The following is a 7499-nucleotide window of genomic DNA, read 5'->3' on the forward strand; positions in this document are numbered from 1 at the left end:
ACACGGCGTGCGGGACGCGGCGAGCGACGTTCTCGGAGCGCGGGACGTGTGCGAGCCCGCGACCGGAGCCGAACGACTCCGCGGGGGTTCGCAGCCCGGCGAACTCGTCGGCACCGTAGGCCTGTTTCCGGTTAGCCTGTGCGGCGGAGACCGCGCGACCGATGAGGTCCGGTCGGAACGCGGTGTCGAAGATCGCCGGCAGCTCGATGCTGCCCGCGTCCCCGCCGTCCAGGTCGTGTACTGTTGCGTTCATTGGTTATCCCTGGTTGGATGCGGTGGATACGTACCGGACCTCGGGGTCGAGGCGCGGCTGGTCGTTCGGCCGGATGGCCGGGCGGAACCGCAGCAGACGCTGTTCCGGCCCCGGCAGCGAGCCCTTGATGAGCGCGTACTCGCCGTCGACCTCGCCGTAATTGACGAAGCCGCCGTCGACGGAGGCGTCGTCGCCCTCGCCGAAGTCGATGAGGCGCTTGTTGAGCTCGGTGCGCTGGTGGTAGCCGGTCTGGCCCTGCTGGGGGACGGTGGAGCGGACGCGGGAGGGGTTCCACGGACCGAGGTTACCGATCCGACGCCGCCATCCCTGACGGGCGTGTTTCCCCTTCCGTTTCTGAACGCCCCATCGCTTGACGGGACCCTGCGTCCCCTTCCCCTTCGTGATGCCGGAGACGTCGGTGTACTGTCCGGCCCGGAAGACGTCGCCGAACTCGTGGGCGCCGCCCGCCTCGACGAGTTCGAGCGCGAAGTCGGCGCGCTCCGCGAGGGAGCCGCCGCCGACGCGCGTCTCCATGACGTCGGGTTTCTTCTTCGGGACGTTCGCGAGCTCCGAGGGCGACGTGTGCGTGATCGCACGAACGTCGTCGACGACGCCGTCGTCGAGCAGCTCGCGCAGCTCGGCGGCGTCGGTCTCGAAGGTGTCCTCCATCGGGAGGTCGAGCGCGCGGTCGAGCTCCTCGTGGAACTCGGTGGCCCATACCTCGGCGACGGGTTTCTGTCCGTACGGCGTCTGTTCGTAGGCTCGCACGGCGACGGCGTGCATCGGCGGCGTCTCCACCACCGTGACGGGGACGGATTCCTCCATCCCCTCCCGGGGCGAGTCCGCCTCGTCGTTGACCATCATGACGTGGGTCATCCCGGCTTTGTAGCCGGCGAACCCCTGCAGTGCGGGGGCCCCATCGTCGTCTGGCCACGAGCGGATGCGCGGCACCTCGCTGTCGGCGCGGGTGCGTGGGCCGTAGCCCAGCGAGCCTTTTCGTGGTCGGCTTGGTTGTGGCATGTGTTTACTCCGTGAGTGTGAGCGAGCCGAGGGTCGCGAACAGAGCCTCCTCCGTTCGGACTACCCCGCTGCCCTGTGCCGGGATCGTGTTCAACCAGAGGTCGAACCCCGGATCGGGTTCGACGCGGCGGCCGTCGGCGACGGCCGCCTGGACTGTCTCGGGTGATACCCCGAGCATCTCCGGAAGCCCCCGTTCGGGCGCGCCGAAAGCGACGGTGTACCCGCCGGCTTCGCGCGCGTCCGAGACGATATCGCCCAGTCGCGAGACGGAGAGCTCCTCCCCGTACCGCGACGTCGCGACGGCGAGTCCGTCGCCGCCGAGCGCTTCCGAAAGGTCCGCTCCCACGACCTGAAAACCGTTCGCCGGTTTTCCGGTGATGCGGGCGCGGACCGGTTCTCTCGAAGAGACCCTGATGGTGACGCGCTCCCCCCGCTCGACCTCCATTCCGGAGGGGACGAGCAGGGAGATCGGGTGTTCCCGCAGCGGGGAATTGACCCGAACGCGGCCTTCAGGTCCGACCTCGGTCACGAGTCCCTGTGTTGTCGACTCTTCCCCGTCGGGGGACGAGCCGGTCCGCCATGACACGCGGAGCGGCGGCAGTACGCCGGCGTACCGGAGCGCGTCGCGTTCCCCCCAGAGCTCCTTCCGGAGCGCCGGGGGCGTCGCGGCGTACCCCAGCACGGTTCGGACGTACTCCCCGCCCCGGCGGCGTTCACCTTCCCGGTCGGGGAAGACGACGAGCCGGTCCGCCCGGAACACCGCCGCCGCACGGGCGACGTAGCCGAGTTTGCGAGTCGCCTCGCGGTCGTCCTCGGCTTCCCGGACGACCGAGGACGGAACACAGATCGTGACTCCGTCCTCGGTGCGCATCGTGGCGAGACTGTATACCCGATTCCGGACGACGGCGTAAAAGGATAGCGGTCCGGTTTCCGGGCTGTGGACCGTTCACACGGCGCTTGGCGAGCGATACGGGTCGTTCGGATCGCCGATCCCCGATGGCCGGGCGAGCGCTCGTAGTCGGGTGAGTCCCGGGTGAGTGTCACAGTCGGCCGACCGGGTCGCGGCCGGTCCGGCCGGCGAGGACGCCTTTTTCAAGGGTCCCCGAGACGAGACGGTATGGACGAACGCGTCAGGGAACACGCGGAGCTGCTCGTCGACTGGAGCGCGCGGGTCGAAGCCGGTGACGACGTGGTCGTGAGCGTCGCCGAGGACGCCCACGAGCTGGGCGTCGCCGTCGCCGAAGCGCTCGGCGAACGCGGGGTAAACGTCACGACGCTGTACGGTTCCGACGAGATCGGCCGCGCGTATTTAAAAGGAGCCGAGACACGAGCCGACGGCGATAACGCCGAGGTCCCCGAGTTCGACAACGACCCCGCCGTCGATCGGGCGATCTTCGAGGCGGCAGACGCCTACCTCCGGATCGGGGGCGGTCGCAACACCACCGCCTCGGCCGATGTCGCGAGCAGCACCCGCCAAGTCTACGCCAAAGCCCGGAAAGAGGTCCGCGAGGCCCGAATGGACACCGACTGGGTGTCGACAGTTCACCCCACGCGCAGCCTCGCACAGCAGGCGGGAATGGCCTACGAGGAGTATCAGGACTTCGTGTACGACGCCGTCCTGCGCGACTGGGAGTCGCTGGCCGCGGAGATGTCCCACATGAAGGAGGTGTTGGACGCCGGCAGCGAGGTGCGGATCGTCACCGAGCGCGACGACGCGCCCGACACCGATATCACGATGTCGATCGCGGGGCGAACCGCCGTCAACTCCGCGGCCTCCGTCGCGTACGACTCGCATAACCTGCCGAGCGGCGAGGTGTTCACCGCCCCGTACGACACCGAGGGCGAGGCGTTTTTCGACGTGCCGATGACGATCGACGCGACCCGAGTGCGGAACGTCCACCTCACGTTCGAAGGGGGCGAGGTCGTGGACTTCTCCGCGGGCGCGGGCGAGGGCGCGCTCGCGGGCGTACTCGATACCGATGAGGGCGCGCGCCGCCTCGGAGAGCTCGGGATCGGCATGAACCGCGGCATCGATCGGTTCACCGACTCGATCCTCTTCGACGAGAAGATGGGCGACACCGTCCACATGGCGGTCGGCCGCGCCTACGACGCCTGCCTTCCGGACGGGAAGTCGGGGAACGACAGCGCGGTCCACGTCGACATGATAACCGACGTGAGCGAGGACTCGTTCATGGCCGTCGACGGCGAGGTCGTCCAGCGGAACGGCACGTTCCGGTGGGAGGACGGGTTCGAGGCGTAGCGGAGCGGCCGACTCCGCTTATAAATGCTCTCCGAGGCGCTCGACGACGCTTATAAACACGGACGGAACCCTCGACGACCCTTATAAACCGACCCGCGGCCGATCGGCCGCGAGCCGCCATAGCGCCGGCGAGAGCGCGATCGCCGTCAACAGCCCGTGGACGGCACCGTCCGCGGCGAGAACGAGTCCCCATACGACGATGGCGGTCAGCGCGACGGTCCCGCCGATCCACCCGAACACCCACCGACGGTACAACGCGAGGCCGCTGGCGACCGCGAGAGCGCCGAACCCGCCGTACACGGCAGCCGTCACGGTTCCATGGGGGACGACGGCGTCGACGACGACCGGCCCCGTCAGCAACGCGGCCGCGGCAACGAGGAGCGTGTACGCTCCCGAGAGGACACAGACGACCGCGTACGCGACCCGTTCGGACGCGGACAGCTCGCTCTCGTCGGACGGGCGTCGGTGGCGGAGCGGGGTCGGTATCGCGTGGAGGGGCATACGAGGTGTTCACGGCGCGGTCGACAAAAACTCGACCCCGGTGCGACCAACGGCTCGATCGCCCACAACCCGACCGCCCACAACCCGACCTACCGCAGCGCGTCGAGGTCGAACTCGAAGGCGGCCACCGGCACCTCCAGGTCGTGTTCGACGAGCACCGCGGGGTGGAGCTCGCCGACGACGCCGACGGAGTCGCCGTCGACCACGACCTCGGCGACCCGGCCGTCGATGAACGACGGGTGGTCCGTGGGCGGCGTCGAGAGGTCGGCACGGAAGTCGTCACACACCGACTGGAGACGGCCCTTCGCCGCCTCGTAGGAGGCGTCGCGGCGGGCGACCGCGCCGGCGACGTGGCGGGCCTCCGCGACGTTCGTGTTCTCCGTCTCGTCGCGCTCGGCGACGAAGCCGATCTCCGAGACGTCCTGCGGGTAGGCGTTGTGGGTGTTCCCCTCCAACAGCAACAGAAGCGACGGGAGCGCCCACGTCCGCAGCTGGGTGTACTCCTCGCTGTACGGCTCCGTGATCGACACGGGCTCGCCGCCGCCGAGGACATCGGTCCCCGCCTCGACGTTCATCCGGTCGTAGTTCTCGACCCCGCTCGTCATGTGGAAATTCAACAGGTCCTCGAAGCCGAGGCCGACGAGGCTCGTCCGGACGGCGTCCTCCAGTCGTGTCCGCTCGTGACGCCTGCCGACGGTACCGATGTCCGGGTATCTCGGCTCCAGGTTCCCGAACCCGTACGCCCGACCAACGTCGTCGACGAGGTCGAGCGGGTGGAGCACGTCGACACGGTACGGCGGGATCTCGACGTCGTACACCACGTCCTCGTCGAGGGTGTACGTCGCGTCCAGCCCCGAGCGCTCGAAGCAGTCGACGACGTCCTCCGGCTCGAACTCGACGCCGAGCAGCGTCTCGATCCGGTCGTGGCTCACCGACTTCTCGTCGATCTCGAGGTTCGGCCGGAGCAGCTCCGGGCCGTACTCCGCGGGATAGGCCGCGCCGTCGGCGTACTCGACCTCCACCTCCTCTATCGTCGCACCCCGTGCGGAGAGCGCGTAACAGACGATCGTACACATCTTGTCGATCGTCCACTGGTCGGTGCCGGTGAGCTCGACGAACAGCTCGCGGGAGCCGGTCGTCACCTCCGTCCGCTTCCCGTTGATCACCGGCGGGAACGAGAACAGCCCGAGTTCGTCGTAGATCGCCGGGTAGCGGTCGTACTCGCGCACGAGGTCCGCGTACTTGCGGCCGGTGTCGTGCTCTTCGAGGACCGCCGCCGGACTCAACTCGTCGTTCGCGTCGAGCGGAACGAACGTGTCGCCGTCGGGGTCGACGCCGCGGTACGTGATCGACCGCTCCGCGCCCTCCTTCAGCGGCGCGCCCTTCACCATCGCGAGGTCGTGGATCCCGATCGCGCCCTTCGCGCGACCGCGACCCATGGTCGCGTGGAGCTTCTCTTGGAGTTGGATCAGCGAGTCGAGAGCGGCTTCGTCCAGATCGACGCCGCGAACCACCGCACCCGTCACGTAGGGACGCTCGTCGGGGACGGATTCGTCGACCTCGATCGTCCACTCGGCGTCGTTGGTGTCCGGGACGTACACGCCGCGGTCGTCGCCGTAGTGGTAGCGGAGCGACCGCGCCACGCCCTCGACGCTCAGCCGGTCGAGCCGGTCGGGCGCGAACTCGAACTGGAGGTCGCCGTCGTCGGTCTCCCCCTCGAACTCCAGACCGAGCCCGAACAGATCGTTCTTGAACGTCTCGTCGTCCGTGTCCGTGTGGCCGGTGAGCTGCCGCAGCTCGTCGGGATCGACATCGACGACGGGCATCAGTAGCTCACCTCCGCGTTCCGTAGGAACTCGATGTCGGCCAGCGTCCCGTGGAGGTCGCGGATGTCCTCCGCGCCGGTGGTCAACATTGCGAGCCGCTCCAAGGCGAGTCCCCACGCCATCACGTCGCAGTCGACGCCGAGCGGCCCGGTCACCTCCTCGCGGAAGATACCGGAATTGCCGATCTCGATCTCCTCGCCGGTCTCGGGGTGTTTCCCGAACAGCTCGAAGGAAGGCTCGGTGTAGGGGTTGTAGTGCGGCTTGAACCGGATGTCGGTGATACCGAACTGTCGGTAGAACTCCTCGAACGTCCCCATCAGGTCACGCACGGAGAGATCCTCCGCCATCACCCACCCCTCTATCTGGAAGAACTCCAGCAGGTGGGTCGGATCGAGCGTGTCGTTCCGATACACCTTCTCGACGGAGAAGTAGCGCTGTGGCGGCTCCAGCTCCGCGCCGGCGTACCCGGAGAGGTAGCGCATCGACAGCGAGGTCGTGTGCCCGCGCAGCGCCACCTCCCGAGCGAACGCCTCGGACCACGGGGAGTGGTAGCCGTCACCGTCCGCACCGTACCCGTCGCGATGCGCCGACTCGACCCGCTCGATGAGCTGTTCGGGGATGTCGTCCATCGGCGGCACGTCGAGCGCGAACCGGTCCCAGTGGGTCCGAGCCGGGTGGTCCTGCGGCATGAACAGGCAGTCGTTGATCCAGAAGTCGCTGTCGGCGTGGGGGCCCTCCATCTCCTGAAACCCCATCCCGACGAGCACGTCCTTCACCCGGTCCGCGGTCCGCCGAAGCACGTGCTTTCGACCGCCGCCGACCGCGGGGGCGTCGGCGGTCACGTCGTACTCGCTGAACTCGACGTCGCGCCACTCGCCGCTGGCGATCAGCTCCGGGGTGACCTGCCCGACCGTCTCCGCGGCCTCGACGCCCTCCATCAGCGCCGTGACGCCCTCGTCAGTCAGCGTGACCGATCGGGTGGTCCGTTCCGTGATCTCGACCAGCCCGCGCGAGGCGAGTCGGTCGAGGACGTCGTCGTCGACGTCGATGTCGGCTAGATCGATGTCGGCTACATCGCCGTTGGCGTCGTCGCCGAGCGCCGCCAGCGCCGTCACCTCGGGGTCGTCGTCGGGATCGACCGACGGGTCGATCGTCAGCTCGCCCGAGTCGACCGAGCCGAACCCTTTCCGCGGGAAGTTCGCTAACGCGATGTCGACCTCGGGGCCGGCGAGGTCGGCACGGCCGATTGCCTCGCCCATCGAGACGGGGTCGTCCGCCGCGCCCGCGTCGAGCGCGGCGCGGAAGAGGCGAGTCTCGGGGAGACTCTCGTCGAGGTATTCGCGCCCCTCGTCGGAGAGGGTCGCGACATCGACGGTCGTCTCCGATACCTCGACGAGGCCCTCGTCGCGGAGGTCGAACGCCGCGCCGGTGACCGTCTCGGGTTTCAACCCCGTCTCGGCCGCGAGGTCGTCTATCGTCCGTTCGTCCGTCGCGCTCGCGGCTTCGAGGACCGCGAGCTGTCGTTCCGGGAGTCGCATTCGGTTGTGTGGATACGTGTGTGGCTGCGTGGTAACGGTTCCGGCACGTTGCCGGCGCGATGCGTGGCGGCCGTCGCGGCTCCCGCCGGACGGGGCCGCGC

General features: G+C 68.7%; 7 protein-coding genes. 1 reads left to right on the top strand and 6 read right to left on the bottom strand.

The window, feature by feature from the left end:
* The 3 genes from rplD to ACFQEU_RS08735 form a co-directional block, all read right to left on the bottom strand.
* The coding region (gene rplD, locus ACFQEU_RS08725; RefSeq protein ID WP_379781250.1) for a 50S ribosomal protein L4 at positions 1-253 on the bottom strand (253 nt) is incomplete at its 3' end.
* Between the two features lie 3 nt (positions 254-256).
* Complete coding sequence (locus tag ACFQEU_RS08730; protein WP_379781252.1) at positions 257-1273, bottom strand: 50S ribosomal protein L3; 1017 nt, start codon at positions 1271-1273, stop codon at positions 257-259.
* Positions 1274-1277: 4 nt separating this feature from the next.
* Complete coding sequence (locus ACFQEU_RS08735) at positions 1278-2144, bottom strand: putative RNA uridine N3 methyltransferase (RefSeq protein ID WP_379781254.1); 867 nt, start codon at positions 2142-2144, stop codon at positions 1278-1280.
* A gap of 246 nt (positions 2145-2390) precedes the next feature.
* Between ACFQEU_RS08735 and ACFQEU_RS08740 the strand changes: the two genes are divergently transcribed.
* A complete protein-coding gene (locus ACFQEU_RS08740; protein ID WP_379781256.1) occupies positions 2391-3533 on the top strand; it encodes an aminopeptidase in 1143 nt (380 codons plus the stop codon).
* Positions 3534-3614: 81 nt separating this feature from the next.
* Here ACFQEU_RS08740 and ACFQEU_RS08745 read toward each other — a convergent pair whose 3' ends face one another.
* The 3 genes from ACFQEU_RS08745 to pheS all read right to left on the bottom strand — a co-directional run bounded on the left by ACFQEU_RS08745 (position 3615) and on the right by pheS (position 7398).
* The gene (locus ACFQEU_RS08745) at positions 3615-4034 is read right to left on the bottom strand and encodes a hypothetical protein (protein WP_379781258.1); all 420 of its coding nucleotides are present in this window, start codon (positions 4032-4034) and stop codon (positions 3615-3617) included.
* 89 nt (positions 4035-4123) lie between these two features.
* A complete protein-coding gene (gene pheT, locus ACFQEU_RS08750) occupies positions 4124-5860 on the bottom strand; it encodes a phenylalanine--tRNA ligase subunit beta (protein ID WP_379781260.1) in 1737 nt (578 codons plus the stop codon).
* Positions 5860-7398, bottom strand: coding sequence for a phenylalanine--tRNA ligase subunit alpha (gene pheS / locus ACFQEU_RS08755; protein ID WP_379781262.1), 1539 nt, complete (start codon positions 7396-7398; stop codon positions 5860-5862). The genes pheT and pheS overlap by 1 nt, the downstream gene beginning before the upstream one ends.
* Positions 7399-7499 lie beyond the last annotated feature (101 nt).

This window comes from Halorubrum tibetense (assembly GCF_042661865.1).
Taxonomy (GTDB): Archaea; Halobacteriota; Halobacteria; order Halobacteriales; family Haloferacaceae; genus Halorubrum; species Halorubrum tibetense.